Origin of the sequence: Methylocystis sp. (assembly GCF_051061285.1) — a bacterium.
Classification (GTDB): domain Bacteria; phylum Pseudomonadota; class Alphaproteobacteria; order Rhizobiales; family Beijerinckiaceae; genus Methylocystis.
Genome location: NZ_JBPFEA010000010.1, coordinates 80,562 through 100,849, shown reverse-complemented (window position 1 = coordinate 100,849; position 20,288 = coordinate 80,562). Strand labels below are relative to the sequence as shown.

The window sequence follows — 20,288 nt, the reverse complement described above, 5'->3', positions numbered from 1 at the left end:
GCCGAGAACATACTTACGCGCCAAGCGCCGTCGAAATCTCCGCCAGCGTCGCGCGTTCGGCGTCGCTGACTTTCACGCCGCCAAAGCCCAGAAAACCGCCCTCGACGCCCGCTTCCGCCACCAGATTGGCGATATGGTTGAGCCAGTCCTTGAACGCCTTCGACTCATTGGGCGCCTTTGAATCGAGGATGGCGGCGGTGCGGCGCAACTCGACGAGCGCCCGATCTTTGAACTCGTCCACCTTGGCGCCGTCAACCACGCCCTTCACCCCTTCGCGGGCCGCGGCGCGTCCGTCGGGCGTGAGCAGGTCGTCGACAACCGCCTTGATCAGCGCGTCGGCGTTCGGATCGGATTTTGCCGTGGCCAAAGCCTTGGCGCTCGCGAAACCCTCCTGCAAGGTGCCGATAAAGCCGCTCGGATCGCCCGCGCTAACGGCGAATCCCGCGAGCAGCGGCGATTCAAGCAGTTTTTTCCATTCTTCAGCTGTGAAATCGGATTTGTTCGCCATTATTCCCTCCGTGGAATATCTCAGGAGCCAGCGAGAACTCGTCGATAGAACTGCATCATGACGCAAATGTTCCAGCCGCGTGAAGGCGGCGTCTTTTGCCGCTCTCGTCAATGAACTAGAAGCTTTGGCGCATGAAGAGTTTTCGCAACCGTCGTTACGTGCCGCACAGCGCAGGAGAAATGTTTGCGCTGGTGCGCGACGTTGAATCCTATCCGCAATTCGTGCCCCTCTGCGAGGCGGTTCGCATCCGCCGACGATCGGAGATCTCGCCTGGGGTCGAGGTGTCGCTGATCGAGATGCAGGTCGGCTTCAAAGCGATCTGCGAGCGCTATGTGAGCCGCGTGTGCTGCGACTCCAGCAAACTGGACATCCGAGTCGAATGCGCCGAGGGGCCGTTTCGAAAACTCGACAATCGCTGGACGTTCCGCGACGAGCCGGCGGCGAGCGGCGGCGCGCCCCGGTCGATGGTCGAGTTCTTCATCGCCTATGAATTCAAGAGCCCGGCGCTTGGCTTTGTGATGGGCGCGATGTTTGATCGCGCGTTCCACAAATATGCGGACGCCTTCGCCGCACGCGCCGACGAGGTTTACGGCCGCCGCTGAGCCGCATCGACGGCGTCCATCATCATATCCAGCGCTTGCATGACGGCGGCGGCGCGGATCTCGGCGCGTGACAGGGGTCCATAGCGCCGCTCGACATGGTCGACGCCGCCGTCGCGCCGGGCGCAGGCGAAATGAACCAGCCCCACAGGCTTGTCAGGCGAGCCGCCGCCGGGTCCGGCGACGCCCGTCACCGCGACAGCGACATCGGCCAGCGAGTGTTGGATGGCGCCCCGCGCCATGGCGCGCGCCACCTCGGCGCTGACGGCGCCATGCGCTTTGAGCAATGCGTCCGCGACGCCGAGCATGTCGCACTTGGCGGCGTTGGAATAGGTGACGAAGCCGCGGTCAAAGACATCCGAAGCGCCGGCAATGTCGGTCAGCGCCGCGGCGACGAGTCCGCCGGTGCAGGATTCGGCCGTTGCAAGACGCAAGGCTTTGGCGCGGGCTTTGTCGAGAAGCGTGTTAGCCTTTATGTAAGTCGTATGTTCATGCATTACGTATCTCGTAAATCTTGATTACGTATGTCATAAATTCTCATTACGCATCTCATAACTCATGCGTCGGCTTGCCGCGCAGCGCCTTCACGTCGCCGCGCTGCTTCTTACCGTCGAGACGCCTCAGCTTCGAGCCGAGCGTCGGCCGGGTTTTCTTTCGCGGCGGGGGCGGCGGAGCCGCCGCGATGCGGATGAGGTCGATGAGACGCTCGAGCGCATCCGCCCGATTGCGCTCCTGCGTGCGATGGCGCCGCGCTTCGATGAGGATGACGCCGTCCTTCGTCAGACGCCGGCCGGCGAGGCGCGCCAGCCGCGCCTTCACATCATCCGCGAGGCTGGGCGAATTGCGGATGTCGAAGCGCAGCCGCACGGCGGTTTCGACCTTCTGCACATTTTGCCCACCGGGCCCCGACGCGCGCGCGAATTCCTCCACGATTTCCCATTCGTGGAGCGCGATTCTATCGGTCACGCGGATCATGGCGGGCCTCGGCGCTGCAAAGCTGGTTTATAGCAGGTCATGCGAGGCGGTCGTCATTGCGCCCGCAGCGCAGCGGGTCGCAACCGCGACTTGGAGCAGAAGCAGGTTGGGTCAGACTCTCACGGCAGTCGCACCGTCGCGATCGCCAGCGCCGCCATGCCTTCGCCTCTGCCGGTAAAGCCGAGTCTCTCCGTCGTCGTCGCCTTGATCGCGACGCGGCCGATCTCGACGCCCATCGTCGCCGCGAGGCTTTCGCGAATCCGCTCCCGGTGCGGACCGATCTTTGGCGCTTCGCAAATGATCGTGGCGTCGACATTGGCGATCGCGCCGCCGCGCGCGCGTACGAGTTCGCAGGCGCGCGCCAGAAAGATCGACGACGCCGCGCCCTTCCATTGCGGATCGGATGGCGGGAAATGCGCGCCGATATCGCCCTCGGCGATGGCGCCAAGAATGGCGTCGGTGATGGCGTGGGACAAAACATCGGCGTCCGAATGGCCGGCGAGACCATGCGTATGCGGGACCGCGACGCCGCCGAGCCAGACGGAATCGCCGGGCCCAAAGGCGTGGACGTCATAGCCCTGACCCATGCGGATGTCGGGCAGATCGGCGAATGCGGCTTGCTTCAACTGCTCCATGGCGCGGGCGAAGTCCTGTTGCGTCGTGAGTTTGAAATTGGCGGCGTCGCCTTCAAAAATATGCACCTTCACGCCGGCTGCTTCGGCGACCATAGCGTCGTCGGTATAGTCTCGGCCGCCCGCGGCCGCAGCGCGATGGGCGGTCATGATGAGATCGAAGCGAAACGACTGCGGCGTCTGCACGGCGCGGAGCCGCGCGCGGTCGGGCGTCGCGACGACGACGCCGGCGCCGTCGATCTGCTTTATCGTATCGGCGAGCGGCACGCCGGGGGCGGCGGCGCCATGGATCGCGGCCGCCTCGATCGCGCGCGCGATGAGCGCAGCGTCCGCGAAAGGACGCGCGGCGTCATGAATCAGCACGATATCCGGCGCGCCCTCGGCCGCGAGCGCCTCGAGGCCGTTCCGGACGCTTTCCTGCCGGCTCGCGCCGCCGAAAGCTGGCGGAAGAAGCCGCGCCCGATCGGAAGGGCAAAGCTCCGCGACGCTCGCGGCATAATGGTCGAGGTCGTCTTTATGGATGACGACCTTGAGCGCGGCCTGGGGCATGGCCATATGCAGCCCATGCAGCGTTCGGGCGAGCAGCGTCATGCCGGCGATCGGTCGATATTGTTTTGGCGAGCCGCCGCCCGCCCGCGCGCCGCGCCCGCCGGCGACGACTAGGATGGCGATGGAAGGAGTGTGGTGAGCGGCGCCCATGGCCGCTCTCTGTCGGTTTTCGCCAACGCCGTCAAATGCCGACGGGCCGGAGAAATGCTATATTGCAAGTGCGAAGGGAACTGCTTATGATGTGGGCACGATGGCTACTGCCAAAAAACTAGGCGTTGGCTTTGCCCCTTCGCCTCTGAGCATTGGCGGGATCACGCTGACGGGTCGCGCGTTGCTCGCGCCGATGGCCGGCGTGACCGACCCGACCATGCGCCGCATCGCGTCGCGTCTGGGGGCGTCGGCGACGGTGAGCGAGATGGTGACGGCCGCGGGCGTCGCCCGCGGCGATCGCGAGACGGCGATGCGGCTGGAGTGCGCCGGCGTCGGGCCGCGGGTCATTCAGATCGCCGCGCGCGAGCCGGCGGAAATGGCGGCCGCCGCGAAAAGCGCCGAATCCTCTGGAGCTGACTGGATCGACATCAACATGGGCTGTCCTTGCAAGCGTGTCACCGGAGGCCTCGCGGGCGCCGCGCTGATGCGCGATCTCGATCAAGCGGCGCGGCTGATCTCTGCGGCTCGCGAGGCAATATGCGTGCCGCTGAGCGTCAAGATGCGGTTGGGATGGGATGATGCGACCCGAAACGTCGCGGAGCTGGCGCGCCGCGCGGAAGCCGAAGGCGCCGCGATGATCACCGTGCATGGGCGCACGCGGCAGCAGTTTTACGCAGGCCGCGCCGATTGGCGCGCCATCGCGGCGGCGAAAGCGGCCGTGCGAATTCCGGTGGTCGCCAATGGCGACTGCACGGGCGAAGACGACGCCTTGGAAATGCTCGAACATTCGCGCGCCGACGGGGTCATGGTCGGACGGGCGGCCATGGGGCAGCCCTGGATCGTCGGCGATATCGCGCATTTTCTGCAGACCGGCGAGCGGCGCGCGCCGCCGACGCTGGCGCAGCGAGCTGAAATCGCGCGCGAACACCTCGAAGGTCTGCTGGCGTCGATGGGCGCGTCGGCCGGGTTGAGGCACGCGCGCAAACATCTCGCCGCCTATATCGATCGCTTGGTCGATGGCATGGTCGATGGCTCGGCGGGACATGCGGCGGCCGACGCGCGTCACGCGCTGGTCACGACACAGTCGCCTGACGAGGCGGCGCGGCTGATTGAGCTGATTTTTCTGAAGGCGCAGCCTGCAGAGCAGGGGATCGCGGCATGAGCGTTTTCGACCGCCCCCGACGCAACGGCGCGCATTGCGGCAGCTATGAGCCGCTCAAGGTCATCAATGACGCCGGCCGATCGTGCATGCTTGAGGCCTTGCCGAACGCGATCCTGACCGTCGCCCGCGATGGCGTCATCGAGGACGCCAACGCCGCCGCGGAGGCCTTCTTTGAACTCGGCAAGCCTCTACTCATCGGTCAGTCGCTCGATCGGCTGCTGCCGTTCGGATCGCCACTCACCGCGCTCATCGGGCAGGTTCGCGAACGTGGCGCGACAATCAATGAATACAAGGTCGATCTCGGCCGGCCCGGCCAGGAAGCCGACCGACGCGTCGACGTTCATTGCGCGCCGCTGCCCGAGGGCGACGGGCTCGTGCTTGTGATGCTGCAGGAGCGAACAATTGCCGATAAAATAGACAGGCAACTGACGCATCGCGGCGCTGTTCGCTCGGTTTCGGGGCTGGCCTCGATGTTGGCGCATGAAATCAAGAATCCGCTGTCCGGCATTCGCGGCGCCGCACAACTGCTCGAATCGGCGCTCGGCGATCAGGACCGCGCGCTGACGCGGCTGATTTGCGACGAGACTGATCGGATTGTGCGTCTTGTCGATCGGATGGAGGTTTTTTCCGACGCGCGTCCATTGCAGCGCGAGCAGGTGAACATCCATTCGGTGCTGGATCACGTGAAGCGCGTCGCGCAGAGCGGATTCGCCCGCAATGTTCGCTTCGTCGAGAATTACGATCCGTCGCTGCCGCCGGTTTACGCCAACCGCGATCAACTGGTGCAGGCGTTCCTCAATCTCGTGAAGAACGCGGCGGAAGCCGTCGGCGAAGCCGTCGATGGGGAGATCGAACTCTCGACCGCTTTCCGGCCCGGCGTCAGTCTGCGCGCGCTTGGCGAGAAAAGCCCGATCGGCCTGCCGCTCGAATTTTGCGTGCGCGACAATGGCCCCGGCGTTCCGGAGGACATCGCCGCGCATCTCTTTGATCCCTTTGTCACCACCAAGTCGACAGGAACTGGCCTCGGACTTGCACTGGTTGCGAAGATCGTCAACGACCACGGCGGCATCGTGGAGTGCGAGTCCCTCCCGAGGCGCACGACCTTCCGGGTGCTGATGCCAATGTACAGGCCAAAACGGGCCGAGCAACGCGAGGAACGGCGTGCATGACATCTCGCAGAGGCGGGAGAACGAAGTAATGACGCGAGGAGAAATTCTGGTCGCTGACGACGATGCTTCCATACGCACGGTCGTCGCGCAGGCGCTTTCGCGTGCGGGCTATGAAGTGCGCACCACCGGCGCGGCCGCGACCTTGTGGCGATGGGTGCAGTCGGGCGAGGGCGATCTCGTCGTCACCGACGTCGTCATGCCCGACGAGAACGCTTTCGAGCTTTTGCCGCGCATCAAAAAGCTGCGTCCCGAACTCCCGATCATCGTCATGAGCGCGCAAAACACGTTCATGACCGCTATTCGGGCGTCGGAGCGGGGCGCATACGACTATCTGCCCAAACCTTTCGATCTCAAGGAACTCGTCGGCATCGTCGGCCGCGCCATGGCCGAGCCCCGCAAACGGCCCGAAGATGACCGCCACGATGAGATCGAGGGCATGCCGCTCGTCGGCCGCTCCCCAGCGATGCAGGAAATCTATCGTTCGCTCGCGCGACTGATGCAGACCGACCTGACGGTGATGATCAATGGCGAGTCGGGAACCGGCAAGGAGCTCGTCGCCCGCGCCCTGCACGACTATGGAAAGCGCAAGAAGGGCCCCTTCGTCGCCGTCAATATGGCGGCGATCCCGCGCGATCTGATCGAAAGCGAACTCTTCGGCCATGAGAAGGGCGCCTTCACCGGCGCCAATCAGCGATCGGCCGGCCGCTTCGAGCAGGCCGAGGGCGGCACGCTGTTTCTCGACGAGATCGGCGACATGCCGATGGAGGCGCAGACCAGGCTGCTTCGCGTGCTGCAGCAGGGCGAATACACGACCGTGGGCGGGCGCACGCCGATCAAGACCAATGTCCGGATCATCGCCGCCACCAACAAGGATCTGCGGATCCTCATCCAGCAGGGCCTGTTCCGCGAGGATCTTTACTTCCGCCTCAACGTCGTGCCGCTTCGGCTGCCGCCGCTGCGCGAGCGCGCCGAGGACATTCCCGACCTCGTGCATCACTTCTTCAAAGTGGCGGCGAGCGAGGGACTGCCGCAGAAATACATCGATCAGGCCGCGCTCGACCGGATGAAGAAATACCGCTGGCCGGGCAACATCCGCGAACTCGAAAACCTCATCCGCCGGCTCGCCGCGCTGCACCCGCAGGAAGTCATTTCCGACCAGCTCGTCGAGACCGAACTCGAACATGAGATTCGACAGGCTGACCCGGGCGGCGACAAAGGCTCAGCCGCAGCCGCGCCGTCGCAGGAATTGGCTGACGGACAAACGCTGTCGAGCTCCGTCGAGCTTCATCTCGCCAAGCTCTTCCGCGACTATGGGGATCAGTTGCCGCCGCCCGGTCTCTATCACCGGATCATCCGCGAGATCGAAATTCCGCTTGTCTCCGCGGCGCTCGCGGCGACGCGCGGCAATCAGATCAAGGCGGCGGAATTGCTCGGACTGAACCGCAACACGCTGCGCAAAAAAGTGAACGATCTCGACATCCGGCTGATGCGTTCACCGCGATAGCGACTCTTATGGCCGTTCAATTGCAACCGGCGCGGGCGGAGCCTATACAGGCGCCATGGCCCTGACCGGAGACTCGGCTTCTCCGCTAAAGGCGAAAGGCAGATCGCCGTTTCGCAGCTGGTTCGGCCCGATCATCGTGATCGGCGCCGTCGGCTGTGCTTTGGCTACGTTCCTGGTCGTGGCCGAATTCGGCGCGCTATCGCCGACGGACGACCGCTTATTGCCGTTGCTCATCATCAACGGCGTCTTTGTCGCCGTTCTGCTCGCGATGGTGATCGTCAAGGCCTGGGGCCTCTACCGCGTCTGGCGGCGCGGCGAGGCGGCGGCGCGCCTTCACGTGCGCACGGTCGGCTTTTTCTCGGTCATTGCTTTGATCCCGGCGATTCTGCTTGCCGTCGCGGGCTCGCTGACGCTGGAGCGCGTGCTCAATCCCGCCTTCATGTCGAGCGTCAAGGTCTTCGTCCATAACACGGCGGAAGCCGCGGCCGTGTTCCGCGAGAGTCAGTGCCGGGCGCTGCTGCAGGAGGCGCAGCTCACGGCCTCGGACCTCGATCGCGCGAGCATCCTTTACAATTCCGACCGACCCTATTTTCACCAGATATTTCAGTCGCGGGCGTATTTCCTGGGCTTCTCCGTCGCGGCCCTGGTGAAATCCAACGGCGAAATTCTCGACCGCGTCGACGTGGCGCAGAACGCCGCCTCGATCATCATCGCCCCGCCGCAATCCGAGTTCGACGACGCGCGGCGCGGGGAGCCGCTGTGCCTCGTTATCGATGACGGCAAGAGCTTCGTCGCTTTGCGCGCGCTCAACGCCTTTCAGGATACTTTCCTTTACGTCACCCGGCCCATCGACCCGATCGCGGTGGAGTTTCCCAAACAGGCTCAAAGCCTGATCAGCAGCTACGACGCCTTCGACGCCTATCGCGCGGCTGTGCAGCGGGCCTTCGTGCTGATGTACGCCTTCCTGACGACGATCATGCTGCTGTCGTCCATCTGGTTCGGATTGGATTTCGCCGACCGGCTGGTGACGCCGATCCGCGACCTGATCGCCGCAACCGACGAGGTGTCGGCCGGCAATCTCGACGTTCGCGTCAACGTCGACAAACAGCATGGCGAATTGGCGCGCCTCGGCGACGTCTTCAATAATATGACGACCGAACTCAATCTTCAGCAAAACCGGCTGATCGAGGCCAATCGGATCAATGACGAACGTCGCGAATTCACCGAGGCCGTGCTTTCCGGCGTGCCGGTCGCGGTTATGGGCGTGGACTCGGAAAGCGTCGTCACCATCCTCAATCGCTCAGCCGAGGAACTGTCGCTCGCAGACCCGACGGGGCAGGCGACCGTCGGCGCCTCGGTGGCGTCGGTCTTGCCGGAGATCGTCCCCATCCTGAAGGACGCGGCGGAAGTATTTCCGCGCGCCGTTCAAAGCCAGATCATCATCAAGCGCGGCGTCGCCGAGCGCACCTTGAATGTGCGAGTCACTTCGGCGCGCGCCGATGCGGGACAACACAACTACGTGGTGACGCTCGACGACATCACCGACCTGGTGATGGCGCAGCGCACCTCCGCCTGGGCGGACGTCGCGCGGCGCATCGCTCACGAGATTAAGAATCCGCTAACGCCCATTCAGCTTTCGGCCGAAAGGCTGCGCCGCAAATACGGCAAGGTCATCCAGGAGGATCGAGACGTTTTCGACCAATGCACGGATACGATCGTGCGCCAAGTCGACGACATCAAGCGTATGGTCGACGAGTTTTCGTCCTTTGCGCGTATGCCGAAGGCGCGCCCGGCGCGCGACGATCTCAACGAATGCATTCGGCAGGTCGCATTCCTCATGCGCGTCGGCAACGCCGATCTCGACATCGTCGAAGACTTGCCCGAAACGCCCGTCATCGCGCAGTTCGATCGCCGCTTGCTGTCGCAGGCGCTCACCAATATCGTGAAGAACGCCGTCGAAGGCATCGCCGCACGCGAAGAAAAAGACGCTCTGGAAAAGGGACGAGTCGAAATCAAGTTGGATGTGCGCGATCGCATGGCGGAAATCGACGTGATCGATAATGGTAAGGGCTTCCCGGCGATGAACCGGCAGCGCTTGCTCGAGCCTTACATGACGACGCGATCGGACGGCACCGGACTGGGCCTGCCGATTGTCGCCAAGATTGTCGAGGATCACGGAGGCCGGCTGGAGCTGCTGGACGCGCCGTCGGGTCGGGGGGCCTGCGTCAGGCTCATCGTGCCCCTCGCCGCGGAGACGCCCTCGAAAGAGGAGCCGCGCGCGGCGGGCGCACATGCGGAAAAAGCGCCGGCGCATGTAAGTGAGCCGGGACAGAGCGGGGTATGATGGCAAGCGATATTTTGATTGTCGACGATGAAGAGGACATCAGAGAGCTTGTCGCCGGAATTCTGAGCGACGAAGGGCACGGGGTCCGCACGGCCAAAGACTCCGACGAAGCGCTCGCGGCGATCGCGAGCCGGCGTCCGCATCTGGTTTTTCTCGACATCTGGCTGCAAGGGTCTCGGCTCGACGGCCTCCAGGTGCTCGAGCTCGCGCAGAAGCAGCACAAGGGCTTGCCCGTCGTCATGATCTCGGGCCACGGCAATATCGAAACCGCGGTCAGCGCGATCAAGATCGGCGCATACGACTTTATTGAAAAGCCGTTTAAGGCGGATCGGCTGGTGCTCGTCGCCGAACGGGCGCTCGAGGCCTATCAGCTGCGGCGTGAACTTTCCGCGCTGCGCCAACGGGCAGGAGCCTTCGACCGCATCGTCGGCGATTCCCCGGCGGCGCATCAGCTGCAGCAGCTCATTGGCCGCGTCGCCCCTGTGAATTCGCGCGTGCTGATCACCGGCGCCCCTGGGACAGGCAAGGAACTCGCCGCCCGCTGCATCCACGAGGCGTCGAGCCGCGCCGGCGGGCCGTTCGTCGTCATCAATTCGGCCACGATCACGCCGGAGAACATGGAAATCGAGCTGTTCGGCCGCGAAGGCGCCGACGGCGAACGCAAGATCGGCGCGCTCGAGGAGGCGCATGGCGGGACGCTGTTCCTTGACGAAATCGCCGACATGCCGAAGGATTCGCAGGCGAAAATCCTGCGCGTCCTGGTCGATCAGACGTTTCAGCGGGTCGGCGGATCGAACAAGGTCGAGGTCGACGTGCGCATCATCTCGTCCTCGGCGCGCGATCTCGCGTCGGCGATCGAAGAGGGCACGCTGCGCGAGGATCTGTTTCATCGCCTCGCGGTGGTGCCGATCCGGATTCCCTCGCTGGCGGAACGGCGAGAGGATATCCCGGCGCTCATCGACTATTTCATGGAGAATATGTCGCTCGCGTCCGGCATGCCGCGCCGACGGATTTCGGAAGACGCTCTCGCGGTCCTGCAGTTGCACGACTGGCCCGGCAACATCCGCCAGTTGAGAAATAATGTCGAGCGCTTGATGATCCTCACGTCTGGCGATTCCAGCGGAACGATCACGGCCGAAATGCTTCCGGCCGACGTCGGCGAACTCGTTCCGGCGACTCCCGCCGGCGTGCGCGGCGAGAAACTGATGAGCCTGCCACTTAGAGAGGCGCGGGAAGTTTTCGAGCGCGAATACCTTGTCGCTCAGCTCAATCGCTTCTCCGGGAATATCTCCCGAACGGCGGAGTTCATCGGCATGGAGCGCTCGGCCTTACACCGAAAACTGAAGTCGCTGTCGGTAGAGTCATAGAAACATTAACTTACATGAGCTAGTTAAAGCGCTGCGTTATGTTTGCGGCAAGAACTGGCGCGGAGTCAAAGCCGGACGCCTCCCATAAACTGGCGGCGGAAAGCGCTCGACTTGCGCCTTGCGCTTCGCCATTTGAAAGGTTCTAATGACCACGGCGGCGAAAAAAGAAGAACGATCCCCTGGGGGCGGCGTCATTCCGCTCGGCTCAAAAAACAGAACAGGACAGCCGATGTCGTCAGAGCGTTCGCAGAATCTGCAAGATACATTTTTGAATTTCGTCAGGAAGAATAAAGTCCCGCTCACGATCTTCCTCGTCAATGGCGTCAAGCTCCAGGGAATCGTCACCTGGTTCGATAATTTTTGCCTCTTGCTTCGACGAGACGGGCATTCTCAGCTCGTCTACAAGCACGCCATCTCGACGATCATGCCCGGACACCCCATACAAATGTTTGAGCCGGGCGACGACGAGGGCCAGGCCGACAAGCAGCGGTAGGCGATTGAAGGCTGACAGCGGAGCAGATAACGGGACGACGCCAAACGGCGCCGGCGCCCGCGCATTGGTCATTGGACCCTATTTGGCCCAAGGCGCGGCGCTTTCGCGCGACACGGCCGCGCGTCTCATGGAGGCGGTGGGACTCGCCGAGGCGATCGACCTCGATGTCGTTGGTCAAATTCCCATATCGCTGAACGAGGTTCGACCGGCGACGTATCTGGGGAAGGGCAAGGTCGAGGAGATCGGCGAACTCGTCAAGTCGAAGGACGCCGCGCTCGTGAGCATGGACTGCCAGCTCTCGCCCGTGCAGCAGCGCAATCTCGAAAGGGCGTGGGATGCCAAGGTCATCGACAGGACCGGGCTCATTCTCGAAATCTTCGGCGAGCGCGCCCGAACCAAGGAAGGCGCGCTGCAGGTGGAGCTCGCGCATCTGGCCTATCAGAAGTCGCGGCTGGTCCGCTCCTGGACCCACCTTGAACGCCAGCGCGGCGGTTTCGGCTTTCTTGGCGGCCCGGGTGAAACGCAGATCGAGACGGACCGGCGCCTGATCGAGGAGCGGATGCGGCGCATCGAGCACGATCTTGACAAGGTGAAGCGCACGCGCGCGCTGCATCGCAAGACGCGGCGCGACGTCCCCTATCCGGTGGTCGCGCTCGTCGGCTACACGAACGCCGGAAAGTCCACGCTTTTCAACCGTCTGACCAAGGCCGAGGTGCTCGCGCAGGACATGCTGTTCGCGACCCTCGATCCAACGCTGCGCCAGATCAAACTGCCGCATGGCGCGCGCATCCTGCTCTCCGACACGGTGGGATTCATCTCCGATCTGCCCACCATGCTTGTCTCGGCCTTCCGAGCGACGCTCGAAGAAGTGACGCTCGCCGACGTGGTTCTGCATGTGCGCGACGTCGCGCACGAAGATTGGGAAGCGCAGGCGAAGGACGTCGAGGCGATCCTGAGCGAACTCGGTCTGAAAGGCGAAGCCGAAGGGCGGATTTTGGAAGTTTGGAACAAGATCGACGCGCTCGATCCGGAACGGCTTTCGGCGCTTCAGCTCGCCGTGAGCGGGATCGAGCCTCCACGCCGGCCGACGCTCGTATCCGCCTTGACCGGGCAGGGGCTCGATGAGTTGCTGGCAAGGATCGAGTCCACGCTGGCGGCGGGACGCGTTCGTTTTGAAATGGACCTCGACGTCGCCGACGGCGAGGGGCTCGCCTGGCTTCACGCCCATACCGAAGTGCTCGAACGCGAAGCGCTGCCGGAGGGCGGCGTCCATCTCGTCGTGCGTATCGATCCTGAACGTTCCGAGGGCCTCGCGAGGCGCTTTCCGCAGGCCGAAATCATCCGCGAAGCCGGCGCGGGGCGCTAGATCACGCTGCATTTGGGCGGAATCGCCCAAATGCAGATAACGTGAACGATTTCAAAGTTTAGAGCGCGCTCTATGCGAAAAACCGGTTCCCACTTTTTCGCAGCGCGCTCTAACGGACGGCGCGTAATTTTCAGACGTTAGAGAGTCACCAGCGCGGCTTGCGCTCAGCGCCTTTCGCCTCGACCCACAGCGCCTCCATCTCGTCGAGAGACGCTGCTTCAGGCGAACCGCCCATCTCTGCGAGGCGGCGCTCGATATGGTGGAACCGCCGCTCGAATTTCGTATTAGCGCTACGAAGCGCCTGTTCGGGATCGACCTTGGCGTGGCGCGCAAGATTGGCGACGACGAACAGCAGATCGCCGATCTCCTCTTCAAGCGCCGGCGAAGCCTCGGCGCCGGGACGCCCGAGTTCCGCGGCCACTTCCTCGGTTTCCTCGCGAATCTTGCCGAGAACGTGCAGTGCGTCGTCCCAATCGAAGCCGACCTCGGACGCCTTTTGTTGCAGCTTGAGGGCGCGCGTCAGCGCGGGCAGGGCGAGCGGCACGCCGTCAAGCAAACTGGCCGGCGGCGCGCCCTGCTTGCCCGCTTTTTCGCGCGCTTTGATTGCGCTCCACTGGGTGGTCACGCCGTCGGCGTCGAGAGACTGGGCCTCGCCGAAAACATGCGGGTGCCGGCGAATGAGCTTGTCGCAGATCGCGTCGACGACGTCCTTGAAGGCGAAAGCGTCCTGCTCCTGCGCCATTCGGGCATGAAACACGACCTGCAAGAGGAGATCGCCTAACTCGTCTTTGAGGTCGGTAAGATCGCCGCGCTCAATGGCGTCAGCGACTTCATAGGCTTCCTCGATCGTGTAGGGCGCGATCGAGCGGAAATCCTGCTCGAGATCCCAGGGACAACCGCTGCCGGGCGTGCGCAGCGCCGCCATGATTTCGATCAGTCTGGCGACATCGCCGTGCGGTCGTCCGGACATGAGGTTTCCCCAAAATAAAAGCGCCGCGGCCCTCAAGGAGGATCGCGGCGCGCGGATCTAGGAGCGAGGCTCAATCCAGGATGATCGACAGCGCTTCTCTGCCTTTCGCCGTATCGACGACCTGCATCGTGACCGGCTGCCCCTCGGCGAGCCGGTTCACGCCGGATGGACTCAGAATCGAAATATGGACGAACACGTCCTTGCCGCCGTCGTTCGACTGCACGAAGCCGAAGCCCTTTGTCTCGTCGAACCATTTGACCTTGCCGGAGACCGGAACGGCGGTGGACGGATCGGGCGCCTGGCGACGGGGCCGGGGGCTGTCAAAACCGCCCCCTGCGCGCGGCGGCGGCGGCGGCGCCCGCTCAGCGGCGCCAGCCAAGTCTACTTCGAGAATGCGCGCCACTTGCTGGCCCTTCACCGAGCTCGTGACTTGCACCTGCAACTTCGCGCCGGGCGGCAGCGTGTCGTAACCGGCCGCCTGAACGGCGCCGATATGAAGGAAGGCGTCGCCGGTGCCATTGGCAAGCTCTACGAAGCCGAAGCCCTTGTCAGTTTTAAACCACTTCACAATGGCGTCGACTGCTGGCTCATTCGACATCGGAGGCGGCGCATCTGGAAATCCGCCGCCAAAGGGTGATCGCGGCGCACGGCTCGTTCGCTGCGAATCATAGCTATACGGAGCGTCGTCATCAAATCCGCGCTTGCGGGGGCCCCGAAAATCTCTACCTTTGCTCATGTCTACCTGCTCGTCTCCGCCAAAAACGGCAAGACCGCTATGCCAACCTTGTGCGCCCAACCGCTCCAGTCGGCGCGTCTCAAAAAACGCGCCTGCCCGGAAACGACGATGATGTGCCTCTTGAATGCCATATAGTCCCGCGCAGCGAGCCTTTTACCAGAGTTTCGCCCCCGAAGGCCAGAGAATTCCGTGGGGCGATCCAAAAATCCAAACAGTCGCCATAGTTTGACAACTGACGTCCAAATGCTGCGCCGGTAGGAATGTTTGCGTTTGCAGGAGTTTAGATGAGCCGCGCGGTTGGAATTGACGCGCCATGCGCTGCGCCCGCGCCGCATTGTCACCATAAAGCGTCATCCGAGGACGCCGGCGCTGCGTTCCGTCCGATAAGACCTCGGCGCGAAATCTCAGGTTAGCGAGAGGCAAGAGCGGACGGCGCCGGCCGGATCCCGCATCCGCGATTCGCATAATCGATATTATGGAACCTAAATGTATCGCTTTTGGCGATGGCCGCGACGTCAGACTTCGAGCGCCATTCCGTCGAATGCCGGCGTGACATTTTCCGGCAGCGTTGCGGCCAGCGCGTCGTAATCCAAATCGACGTGCAGATCCGTCAGAACGGCGCGCTTCGGTTTGAAACGCGCGATGAAGTCGAGCGCCTGTGCGACCGAGAGATGCGTGCCGTGCCGCTGATGGCGTAGCGCGTCGATGATCCAGAGATCCAGCCCTTCGAGATATTGCGCGCTCTCCGGCGGAATGGCGTGAAGATCCGGCGTGTAGGCCACATCGTCGAAGCGAAAGCCGAGGGCGTCCATGTCGCCATGGTCCAGGCGAAAAGGCGTGGCGACGATCGCGCCGCCGGGCCCGTCGACCGTCTCGGCGCGCCCCAGATGCAGCCGATGTTCGGTCATCAGCGGCGGATAAAAGCTGCCCGCCGGCGTCTTGAAGATGTAGTCGAACTTCGTGGCGAAGGCCCGCGACGTCGGCTCGTCCATATAGGCCGGGATACGCCGTCCGCTCAGAATGACCAAGCCGCGCACATCGTCGACGCCGTGCGTGTGGTCGGCGTGGGGATGGGTATAGAAGACCGCGTCGAGCCGCTTGACGTCGGCGTCGATGAGCTGCTCGCGCAGATCTGGCCCTGTGTCCACGAGCACTTGCGTCGCTGCGTCGGCGGGGCCGCGCGCGACGAGAATCGAGCAGCGCCGGCGCCGATTTTTCGGATTGTCCGGATCGCACTTTCCCCAGCCCTGCCCGACTCGCGGCACGCCGCCGGACGAACCACACCCAAGGATCCTGATTCTCAGGCTCACGCGGCGGCGTCCAGAGGCGGCATTTTGGAAAACAGCCGCAACGCATTTTCGGTTGTGGCGATTGCAAGTTCGGCGGCGCTGATTCCCTTGATCTCGGCGAGCGTGCGCGCGGTGTCGACGACGAAGGCCGGCTCGTTGCGCTTGCCGCGATGGGGCGTGGGCGCAAGGAAGGGCGCGTCGGTTTCGACCAGCATGCGCTCCAGCGGCACGTCGCGGGCGATCTCGCGCAGATATTCGGCGTTCTTGAAGGTCACGACGCCGGAAAAGGAAATATAGAGGCCGAGCTGCAGCGCCGTTTCGGCGAGCGCGCGGCCGCTGGTGAAGCAATGGAGCAGGGCGGGGAAAGCCCCCTTCCCCATTTCGTCTTTAAGAATGGCGGCGCAGTCTTCGTCGGCGTCGCGGGTATGGATGACGAGCGGCAGGCCGGTTTCGCGGGCGGCTTGGACGTGAATGCGGAAGATGCGCTGCGCCACCTCGCGCGGCGCATGATCGTAGTGATAATCGAGTCCGGCTTCGCCCAATCCGACGCATTTTGGATGCCGCGAGAGATTCACCAGCGCCTCGACGGTCGGCTCGGCCTCTTCGTGCGAATGGTGCGGATGCGTCCCCACCGTGCAAAAGACCTCCGGATAGGTTTCAGCAACCGCCTTCACGCGATCGAATCGCGACAGATGCGTCGAGATCGTGATCATTCTGGCGACGCCGCGCGCCTTTGCGCGGGCGATCGTCTCCGCGAGCTCTGGCGCGAAATCGGGAAAGTCGAGGTGACAATGGGTATCGATGAGCATCAGACTCTGTCAGGAAAGAGCAATATGGCATGGCCTGGGGGCGCTCGTCCTCGGCCGCTGCCGGGAGTTTGATGACGCGCTTGGGCCAATGCGGCAATATGGCTCGGGCGGCGGAAAACACAAATATTTAGCCTCGGGCTCCTTCGCGGGTAGGACGCTCGGCGCTATATTTTCTTGGCTATGCAACTCTCTTTTCGCATCGCCGGCATCATTCGACGCCGTCACGGATCAGGCTCGGGCGGGACGTTGCAAGCGCGAGGAGCAAAAACTTGACGCAATCTTCCGCGCCGGACGGCGACGGCCGCCCGCTGGCGACGATCAAGGACGTGACGGACGTTCTCGGCGATATCGACGATGCGACGCTGTCGGCGATCATGGACCTGCGGCCGACGATCGCTGACGTCGAGGAGGCGGCCATGTGGATGTCCGGCGATCAGGACGTCTTCGGCGCGGGCGCGCCGCTCAAGGACGTGGCGGGAGAAATCGTCTCACTTGTCGCTGGCGACGACGAGGAGAATTTTCCGCCGACCATATGAGCGTCGCCGCGCCGCCGCCGAGCAAACTGGCGCCAGCCGTGCGGCTTTTCCTGTGCGGCGATGTGATGATCGGACGGGGCGTCGATCAGATCCTTCCCTCGCCCTGCCCGCCCAAGCTCTATGAGGAATATGTTTCCTCGGCCGAAGACTATGTTCGTTTGGCCGAAGCGGCGGCGGGGCCGATTTCGCGGCCCGTCGATTATTCCTATGTCTGGGGCGTCGCGCTCGCCGAGCTTGAAGCGCACGCGCCCGACGCCCGCATCGTCAATCTCGAAACGAGCGTGACGCGCAGCGAGACGGCCGAACACAAGGCGATCAATTACCGCGTCAGTCCGCAGAACGCGGAATGTCTGCGCGCCGCCGGAGTCGATTGCTGCGCGCTGGCGAACAATCATGTGCTCGATTGGGGACGGCCTGGCCTCTTTCAAACGCTCGACACGCTTGAGCGTCTGGGCGTCGCTTTCGCCGGCGCGGGACGCACGATCGACGAAGCGCAGCGGCCAGCGATCCTGGACATCCCTCGAAAGGGACGGGTCGTCGTCCTGTCCTTCGCCCTGCCCGACAGCGGAACGCCCTTGGAGTGGGCGGCGACGCCGTCGTCGCCCGGCGTCAATCTTCTGCGCGACCTTTCTCACGCAAGCGTTGACGTCGCCTGCGATCTGGCGCGGAGCGCGGCGCAGAGCGGAGATATTCTGGTGAGTTCGATCCACTGGGGCTCGAACTGGGGCTATGGCGTTTCGACGGCCCAAAGACAATTCGCGCATCGGCTGATCGAAGACGCCGGCGCGTCCGTCATCCACGGACATTCGTCACATCACGCGAAGGGATTCGAGGTCCATCGCAACCGCTTGGTTCTTTACGGCTGCGGCGATTTCCTGAACGACTATGAGGGCATCAGCGGCTATGAAAGCTATCGCGGCGATCTGTCGCTGATGTATTTCGCGGACATCGACGCCGCGAGCGGCGATCTCCTGCAACTTCGATTGGTTCCGCTGCATATGCGGCGCTTGCGCCTTGAACGGGCGTCGACCGCCGACGCCGAATGGCTTGCGCAAAAGCTCGATCGCGAAAGCGCGCGTTTCGGCGTTCGCGTCCGGCGCCAACCAGATGGCGCGCTGTCAGCTTCTTGGTCCGGCGGCGAATGAGCCGCGACGCTCGTGACGGGGAGGCCACGACTCCCCATCTGAAATTCGTCGGCACAAAGGCGGAGCTTGATCGATGGCCATCATTCTCAATCACACCATCGTGCCGGCGCGCGACAATGAGGCCGCGGCGCGCTGGTTCGCACGGATTTTCGGTCTGCGTTACGACGGCGCCAAGGGCCATTTCGCGCCGGTGAAGGTCAATAGCGAGCTCACCCTGCTGTTCGACAAGGATGACGCCTTTGGGTCCAGCCATTACGCCTTCCACGTCAGCGAAGATGAGTTCGACGAGATCTTCGGGCGCGTGAAGGACGAAGGCGTCGCCTTTGGCAGCGCGCCGGGTCGATTCACCGACGGCCAGCTCAACGACTGGAACGGCGGCCGCGGCGTCTATTTCAAAAGCCCCGACGGCCATGTGCTCGAGCTGATGACCATGCCCCAGTAGCCCGCGGCACCGTCCTACGCCGCCCTGGCTTCATAGAAAATCGCCTGCATCGGCAGGCGCATGGGGTTCTCGCCGAGTTCTTGCGCCAGCCGCTCGGCCAGCGCTTCGACAAGCGATTCGGGGCGCACGCCGCCGCGCTCGCGGAGCTGTTCGAAGAGCGGACTGCCGAAGACGAATCCTCTCGCAAAAGACGCCGGGTCTGTGACCTCCCCGACGCGCGACCTTACGGAAATGGTGATGTCCGTGAAGCCGGCGTCGATCAGCGATTCTTTGATGGGATCGATCTCGGCGCAGGAAAAAGCAAGAAACTGCGGGGGATCGCCGGGAAAAAATCGTTCGATCACCTCGAGCCCCAGGCGAGGGAAAGGATTGTAGCGTGGCGCATCCCAGACGCTAAAGAGATATCGGCCGCCCGGCCGCAGAGTCCGTCGCGCCTCACGATGCGCGCGGTCCTTATCGGGAAAGAACATCAGTCCGAATTGGCAGACGATCGCGTCGAAGGCGCCGTCGCCAAAAGGCAGGGCCGTCGCGTCGGCCGAACGGAAAATCACTTGCTCGGCGGCGCCAAACTTCGTCTTCGCCACTTCGAGCATCGGCTCATTGAGGTCGGTTGCGGTTAGCTTCGCTTGTGGATCGAGAGAGTCGCGCAGCTTGCGCGTGACGATTCCCGTGCCTGCCGCCATTTCGAGCACGTCAATTGGAGCGCTCGCGGCCGTCCGATCGGCGATATCGGCGGCGTAATCCTCAAAGAGCACCGGGCCGAGGCCGCGGTCGTAAAAAATGGGAATGTCGCCGACGAAGCGCGCTGTTTCGCGGGTCACGGCGACATTCCTTCAACGAGCAGAGACAGGCCCCTGCCGCGCGATCCGCCCCCGCTCGTAAGCTGAAACAGGGGCGGGATCACGGGGCAACTGGCGCTTTACTGCGCAGGCTGGTCAGCCGGCTCCTCGACCGGAGCTGCGGGCTTCGGCTTGGGTTTAGCCTTGGGCTTGGGCTTGGGCTTCGGCTTGACCGGCTGCTCGACCACTGCCTCTGGGGCCGGAGCCGCCTCCGGCATCGCCATGGGCGCGGGTTGAGGCGGCGGCGGCGCTTCGGTCAACGGCGCCGGAGCGGGAGCCGGCTCCGGCGCGCTCTCCATTGGCGCTTCTACGACCGCCGGCTGCTCAGCCGGGGGCGTTTCGGGCGCCGGCGCGGCGGCCGAGGCGTCGGGTTCGGCTGTCGCCTCGGGCTCGGCTGCAGTCGCCGGGGTTTCGCCCGGAGCGGCTTCCTCCGCTGGGGGCGCAGGTTTAAACCGGCCCTCGATCGCGGCTTTCAGATTGGCGACGCCTTCGGTCGGCGCAGCATAGATGCCGAGGCCAAAACCGATCGCGCCGAAGATAACCGCCGTCAGAATAGTTGAAATGCCACGCGCCATTCCATGGTTTCCTCTGTAAGATAAAGAGCCGTCCGAGATACGACACAACGAAGGCGGATGTTGTTGCGCGAACGCTCAATCGAGCGGCGCGAGTTCCTTTACAAGGAGCCCGGGCGTTCATACTTGCAC

At 63.6% G+C, this 20,288-nt stretch carries 21 protein-coding genes; 11 read left to right on the top strand and 10 right to left on the bottom strand.

Features of this window, described 5'->3' with window-relative positions; translation table 11 throughout:
- Window positions 1-13 precede the first annotated feature (13 nt).
- Window positions 14-508, bottom strand: coding sequence for a hypothetical protein (locus ACR65T_RS03135; RefSeq protein ID WP_434495122.1), 495 nt, complete (start codon window positions 506-508; stop codon window positions 14-16).
- Window positions 509-639: 131 nt separating this feature from the next.
- Between ACR65T_RS03135 and ACR65T_RS03130 the strand changes: the two genes are divergently transcribed.
- On the top strand, window positions 640-1,110 hold the full coding sequence (locus ACR65T_RS03130; protein ID WP_434495121.1) for a type II toxin-antitoxin system RatA family toxin: 471 nt from the start codon (window positions 640-642) through the stop codon (window positions 1,108-1,110).
- Here ACR65T_RS03130 and ACR65T_RS03125 read toward each other — a convergent pair.
- From ACR65T_RS03125 to ACR65T_RS03115, 3 genes are all read right to left on the bottom strand, one after another.
- Window positions 1,095-1,604, bottom strand: a complete 510-nt coding sequence (locus tag ACR65T_RS03125; RefSeq protein ID WP_434495120.1) for a CinA family protein — start codon at window positions 1,602-1,604, stop codon at window positions 1,095-1,097. The genes ACR65T_RS03130 and ACR65T_RS03125 overlap by 16 nt on opposite strands.
- Before the next feature lie 52 nt (window positions 1,605-1,656).
- Window positions 1,657-2,082: an alternative ribosome rescue aminoacyl-tRNA hydrolase ArfB gene (gene arfB, locus ACR65T_RS03120; RefSeq protein ID WP_434495119.1), complete on the bottom strand. Its 426-nt coding sequence runs from the start codon at window positions 2,080-2,082 to the stop codon at window positions 1,657-1,659.
- A 119-nt stretch (window positions 2,083-2,201) separates the two neighbouring features.
- Window positions 2,202-3,413 carry a bifunctional 2-C-methyl-D-erythritol 4-phosphate cytidylyltransferase/2-C-methyl-D-erythritol 2,4-cyclodiphosphate synthase gene (locus ACR65T_RS03115; protein ID WP_434495118.1) on the bottom strand — a complete coding sequence of 404 codons (1,212 nt, stop codon included), beginning with the start codon at window positions 3,411-3,413 and terminating at the stop codon, window positions 2,202-2,204.
- Window positions 3,414-3,513: 100 nt separating this feature from the next.
- On the opposite strand from ACR65T_RS03115, the gene dusB reads away from it, so the two are divergent.
- The 7 genes from dusB to hflX all read left to right on the top strand — a co-directional run bounded on the left by dusB (window position 3,514) and on the right by hflX (window position 12,818).
- Entirely contained in the window at window positions 3,514-4,575 is a 1,062-nt protein-coding gene (dusB, locus tag ACR65T_RS03110; RefSeq protein WP_434495117.1) for a tRNA dihydrouridine synthase DusB, read from the top strand.
- On the top strand, window positions 4,572-5,744 hold the full coding sequence (locus ACR65T_RS03105) for a two-component system sensor histidine kinase NtrB (protein ID WP_434495116.1): 1,173 nt from the start codon (window positions 4,572-4,574) through the stop codon (window positions 5,742-5,744). Before dusB ends, ACR65T_RS03105 begins: the two co-directional genes overlap by 4 nt.
- Window positions 5,745-5,772: 28 nt before the next feature.
- Window positions 5,773-7,248: a nitrogen regulation protein NR(I) gene (ntrC, locus tag ACR65T_RS03100; protein ID WP_434495115.1), complete on the top strand. Its 1,476-nt coding sequence runs from the start codon at window positions 5,773-5,775 to the stop codon at window positions 7,246-7,248.
- A 55-nt stretch (window positions 7,249-7,303) separates the two neighbouring features.
- Entirely contained in the window at window positions 7,304-9,592 is a 2,289-nt protein-coding gene (locus tag ACR65T_RS03095; protein ID WP_434495114.1) for an ATP-binding protein, read from the top strand.
- Window positions 9,592-10,959 carry a sigma-54-dependent transcriptional regulator gene (locus tag ACR65T_RS03090; RefSeq protein WP_434495177.1) on the top strand — a complete coding sequence of 456 codons (1,368 nt, stop codon included), beginning with the start codon at window positions 9,592-9,594 and terminating at the stop codon, window positions 10,957-10,959. Before ACR65T_RS03095 ends, ACR65T_RS03090 begins: the two co-directional genes overlap by 1 nt.
- A 229-nt stretch (window positions 10,960-11,188) precedes the next feature.
- Window positions 11,189-11,452 (top strand): RNA chaperone Hfq, encoded by a 264-nt coding sequence (gene hfq / locus ACR65T_RS03085; protein WP_026222957.1) that lies wholly within the window; start codon window positions 11,189-11,191, stop codon window positions 11,450-11,452.
- Window positions 11,453-11,456: 4 nt separating this feature from the next.
- A complete protein-coding gene (gene hflX, locus ACR65T_RS03080) occupies window positions 11,457-12,818 on the top strand; it encodes a GTPase HflX (RefSeq protein ID WP_434495113.1) in 1,362 nt (453 codons plus the stop codon).
- A gap of 145 nt (window positions 12,819-12,963) precedes the next feature.
- Here the strand turns inward: hflX and mazG are convergent, their stop codons facing one another.
- The 4 genes from mazG to ACR65T_RS03060 form a co-directional block, all read right to left on the bottom strand.
- A complete protein-coding gene (gene mazG, locus ACR65T_RS03075) occupies window positions 12,964-13,788 on the bottom strand; it encodes a nucleoside triphosphate pyrophosphohydrolase (RefSeq protein WP_434495112.1) in 825 nt (274 codons plus the stop codon).
- Window positions 13,789-13,858: 70 nt separating this feature from the next.
- On the bottom strand, window positions 13,859-14,524 hold the full coding sequence (locus tag ACR65T_RS03070) for a cold-shock protein (RefSeq protein WP_175094588.1): 666 nt from the start codon (window positions 14,522-14,524) through the stop codon (window positions 13,859-13,861).
- 515 nt (window positions 14,525-15,039) lie between these two features.
- The gene (locus ACR65T_RS03065) at window positions 15,040-15,834 is read right to left on the bottom strand and encodes an MBL fold metallo-hydrolase (RefSeq protein WP_434495111.1); all 795 of its coding nucleotides are present in this window, start codon (window positions 15,832-15,834) and stop codon (window positions 15,040-15,042) included.
- On the bottom strand, window positions 15,831-16,622 hold the full coding sequence (locus ACR65T_RS03060) for a TatD family hydrolase (protein WP_434495110.1): 792 nt from the start codon (window positions 16,620-16,622) through the stop codon (window positions 15,831-15,833). Before ACR65T_RS03060 ends, ACR65T_RS03065 begins: the two co-directional genes overlap by 4 nt.
- Before the next feature lie 269 nt (window positions 16,623-16,891).
- Between ACR65T_RS03060 and ACR65T_RS03055 the strand changes: the two genes are divergently transcribed.
- From ACR65T_RS03055 to ACR65T_RS03045, 3 genes are all read left to right on the top strand, one after another.
- Complete coding sequence (locus ACR65T_RS03055; protein ID WP_123176085.1) at window positions 16,892-17,158, top strand: hypothetical protein; 267 nt, start codon at window positions 16,892-16,894, stop codon at window positions 17,156-17,158.
- A complete protein-coding gene (locus tag ACR65T_RS03050) occupies window positions 17,155-18,303 on the top strand; it encodes a CapA family protein (protein WP_434495109.1) in 1,149 nt (382 codons plus the stop codon). Before ACR65T_RS03055 ends, ACR65T_RS03050 begins: the two co-directional genes overlap by 4 nt.
- Window positions 18,304-18,376: 73 nt before the next feature.
- Window positions 18,377-18,745 (top strand): VOC family protein, encoded by a 369-nt coding sequence (locus ACR65T_RS03045; protein ID WP_434495108.1) that lies wholly within the window; start codon window positions 18,377-18,379, stop codon window positions 18,743-18,745.
- Window positions 18,746-18,759: 14 nt separating this feature from the next.
- Here ACR65T_RS03045 and ACR65T_RS03040 read toward each other — a convergent pair whose 3' ends face one another.
- Together ACR65T_RS03040 and ACR65T_RS03035 are read right to left on the bottom strand one after the other, a co-directional pair.
- A complete protein-coding gene (locus ACR65T_RS03040; RefSeq protein ID WP_434495107.1) occupies window positions 18,760-19,566 on the bottom strand; it encodes a class I SAM-dependent methyltransferase in 807 nt (268 codons plus the stop codon).
- A gap of 98 nt (window positions 19,567-19,664) precedes the next feature.
- On the bottom strand, window positions 19,665-20,159 hold the full coding sequence (locus ACR65T_RS03035; protein ID WP_434495106.1) for a hypothetical protein: 495 nt from the start codon (window positions 20,157-20,159) through the stop codon (window positions 19,665-19,667).
- Window positions 20,160-20,288 lie beyond the last annotated feature (129 nt).

What these genes read in the sequence shown, in the direction of transcription:
- ntrC (WP_434495115.1), top strand. Translation starts at nt 5,773, where the DNA reads ATGACGCGAGGAGAAATTCTGGTCGCTGACGACGATGCTTCCATACGC.
- ACR65T_RS03135 (WP_434495122.1), bottom strand. Translation starts at nt 508, where the DNA reads ATGGCGAACAAATCCGATTTCACAGCTGAAGAATGGAAAAAACTGCTT.
- hfq (WP_026222957.1), top strand. Translation starts at nt 11,189, where the DNA reads ATGTCGTCAGAGCGTTCGCAGAATCTGCAAGATACATTTTTGAATTTC.
- ACR65T_RS03125 (WP_434495120.1), bottom strand. Translation starts at nt 1,604, where the DNA reads ATGCATGAACATACGACTTACATAAAGGCTAACACGCTTCTCGACAAA.
- dusB (WP_434495117.1), top strand. Translation starts at nt 3,514, where the DNA reads ATGGCTACTGCCAAAAAACTAGGCGTTGGCTTTGCCCCTTCGCCTCTG.
- ACR65T_RS03115 (WP_434495118.1), bottom strand. Translation starts at nt 3,413, where the DNA reads ATGGGCGCCGCTCACCACACTCCTTCCATCGCCATCCTAGTCGTCGCC.
- ACR65T_RS03060 (WP_434495110.1), bottom strand. Translation starts at nt 16,622, where the DNA reads ATGCTCATCGATACCCATTGTCACCTCGACTTTCCCGATTTCGCGCCA.
- ACR65T_RS03070 (WP_175094588.1), bottom strand. Translation starts at nt 14,524, where the DNA reads ATGAGCAAAGGTAGAGATTTTCGGGGCCCCCGCAAGCGCGGATTTGAT.
- mazG (WP_434495112.1), bottom strand. Translation starts at nt 13,788, where the DNA reads ATGTCCGGACGACCGCACGGCGATGTCGCCAGACTGATCGAAATCATG.
- ACR65T_RS03095 (WP_434495114.1), top strand. Translation starts at nt 7,304, where the DNA reads ATGGCCCTGACCGGAGACTCGGCTTCTCCGCTAAAGGCGAAAGGCAGA.
- ACR65T_RS03035 (WP_434495106.1), bottom strand. Translation starts at nt 20,159, where the DNA reads ATGGCGCGTGGCATTTCAACTATTCTGACGGCGGTTATCTTCGGCGCG.
- ACR65T_RS03130 (WP_434495121.1), top strand. Translation starts at nt 640, where the DNA reads ATGAAGAGTTTTCGCAACCGTCGTTACGTGCCGCACAGCGCAGGAGAA.
- ACR65T_RS03090 (WP_434495177.1), top strand. Translation starts at nt 9,592, where the DNA reads ATGGCAAGCGATATTTTGATTGTCGACGATGAAGAGGACATCAGAGAG.
- ACR65T_RS03045 (WP_434495108.1), top strand. Translation starts at nt 18,377, where the DNA reads ATGGCCATCATTCTCAATCACACCATCGTGCCGGCGCGCGACAATGAG.
- ACR65T_RS03105 (WP_434495116.1), top strand. Translation starts at nt 4,572, where the DNA reads ATGAGCGTTTTCGACCGCCCCCGACGCAACGGCGCGCATTGCGGCAGC.
- ACR65T_RS03050 (WP_434495109.1), top strand. Translation starts at nt 17,155, where the DNA reads ATGAGCGTCGCCGCGCCGCCGCCGAGCAAACTGGCGCCAGCCGTGCGG.
- arfB (WP_434495119.1), bottom strand. Translation starts at nt 2,082, where the DNA reads ATGATCCGCGTGACCGATAGAATCGCGCTCCACGAATGGGAAATCGTG.